Here is a 1,751-nt window from a genome sequence, read left to right as displayed (position 1 = left end):
GCCCTTTGTATTGTCCATTGTAGCACGTGTGTAGCCCAAATCATAAGGGGCATGATGATTTGACGTCATCCCCACCTTCCTCCGGTTTGTCACCGGCAGTCAACTTAGAGTGCCCAACTTAATGATGGCAACTAAGCTTAAGGGTTGCGCTCGTTGCGGGACTTAACCCAACATCTCACGACACGAGCTGACGACAACCATGCACCACCTGTCACTCTGTCCCCCGAAGGGGAAAACTCTATCTCTAGAGGGGTCAGAGGATGTCAAGATTTGGTAAGGTTCTTCGCGTTGCTTCGAATTAAACCACATGCTCCACCGCTTGTGCGGGTCCCCGTCAATTCCTTTGAGTTTCAACCTTGCGGTCGTACTCCCCAGGCGGAGTGCTTAATGCGTTAGCTGCAGCACTAAGGGGCGGAAACCCCCTAACACTTAGCACTCATCGTTTACGGCGTGGACTACCAGGGTATCTAATCCTGTTTGATCCCCACGCTTTCGCACATCAGCGTCAGTTACAGACCAGAAAGTCGCCTTCGCCACTGGTGTTCCTCCATATCTCTGCGCATTTCACCGCTACACATGGAATTCCACTTTCCTCTTCTGCACTCAAGTTTTCCAGTTTCCAATGACCCTCCACGGTTGAGCCGTGGGCTTTCACATCAGACTTAAAAAACCGCCTACGCGCGCTTTACGCCCAATAATTCCGGATAACGCTTGCCACCTACGTATTACCGCGGCTGCTGGCACGTAGTTAGCCGTGGCTTTCTGATTAGGTACCGTCAAGACGTGCATAGTTACTTACACATTTGTTCTTCCCTAATAACAGAGTTTTACGATCCGAAGACCTTCATCACTCACGCGGCGTTGCTCCGTCAGGCTTTCGCCCATTGCGGAAGATTCCCTACTGCTGCCTCCCGTAGGAGTCTGGACCGTGTCTCAGTTCCAGTGTGGCCGATCACCCTCTCAGGTCGGCTACGCATCGTTGCCTTGGTAAGCCGTTACCTTACCAACTAGCTAATGCGGCGCGGATCCATCTATAAGTGACAGCAAAACCGTCTTTCACTATTGAACCATGCGGTTCAATATATTATCCGGTATTAGCTCCGGTTTCCCGAAGTTATCCCAGTCTTATAGGTAGGTTATCCACGTGTTACTCACCCGTCCGCCGCTAACGTCAGAGGAGCAAGCTCCTCGTCTGTTCGCTCGACTTGCATGTATTAGGCACGCCGCCAGCGTTCATCCTGAGCCAGGATCAAACTCTCCATAAAAATTATGATGTTTGATTAGCTCATAAATACTAAATAGTTTGTAACGTTTCGTTACTGTTTATTGGAATTAACGTTGACATATTGTCATTCAGTTTTCAATGTTCATTAATAATTAAATGGTGGAGACTAGCGGGATCGAACCGCTGACCTCCTGCGTGCAAAGCAGGCGCTCTCCCAGCTGAGCTAAGCCCCCAATATCAAAAGAAGTCGGGAAGACAGGATTCGAACCTGCGACCCCTTGGTCCCAAACCAAGTGCTCTACCAAGCTGAGCTACTTCCCGTATGTAAATTAAATCGATACATAAAATGGCGCGCCCGATAGGAGTCGAACCCATAACCTCTTGATCCGTAGTCAAACGCTCTATCCAGTTGAGCTACGGGCGCAATGTAAAAAGATGGTGCCGAGGACCGGAATCGAACCGGTACGGTGATCTCTCACCGCAGGATTTTAAGTCCTGTGCGTCTGCCAGTTCCGCCACCCCGGCA

General features: G+C 50.1%; 4 tRNA genes and 2 other annotated features (1 of these 6 running past the window's edge). All 4 genes read right to left on the bottom strand.

The features are described 5' to 3' along the window. Positions 1 to 314 (bottom strand) — a sequence feature (most likely nonfunctional fraction of RNA operon); it reaches 2,949 nt to the left of the window's first position. 60 nt (positions 315 to 374) lie between these two features. After that, positions 375 to 1,257, bottom strand: a sequence feature (16S ribosomal RNA rRNA prediction is too short). Positions 1,258 to 1,382: 125 nt separating this feature from the next. Continuing rightward, a tRNA-Ala gene (locus tag ACIQUC_RS17845) sits at positions 1,383 to 1,458 on the bottom strand. A gap of 14 nt (positions 1,459 to 1,472) precedes the next feature. Next, positions 1,473 to 1,546 (bottom strand) — tRNA-Pro (locus ACIQUC_RS17840). A 26-nt stretch (positions 1,547 to 1,572) separates the two neighbouring features. After that, positions 1,573 to 1,649, bottom strand: a tRNA-Arg gene (locus ACIQUC_RS17835). A 12-nt stretch (positions 1,650 to 1,661) separates the two neighbouring features. After that, positions 1,662 to 1,750 (bottom strand) — tRNA-Leu (locus tag ACIQUC_RS17830). Between the last annotated feature and the right edge of the window lies 1 nt (position 1,751).

The organism is Curtobacterium sp. NPDC098951, from assembly GCF_044759965.1.
Classification (GTDB): Bacteria; Actinomycetota; Actinomycetes; order Actinomycetales; family Microbacteriaceae; genus Curtobacterium.
The sequence above is the reverse complement of the archived record's forward strand: the minus strand, read 5'-3'. Positions and strand labels throughout refer to the sequence as shown.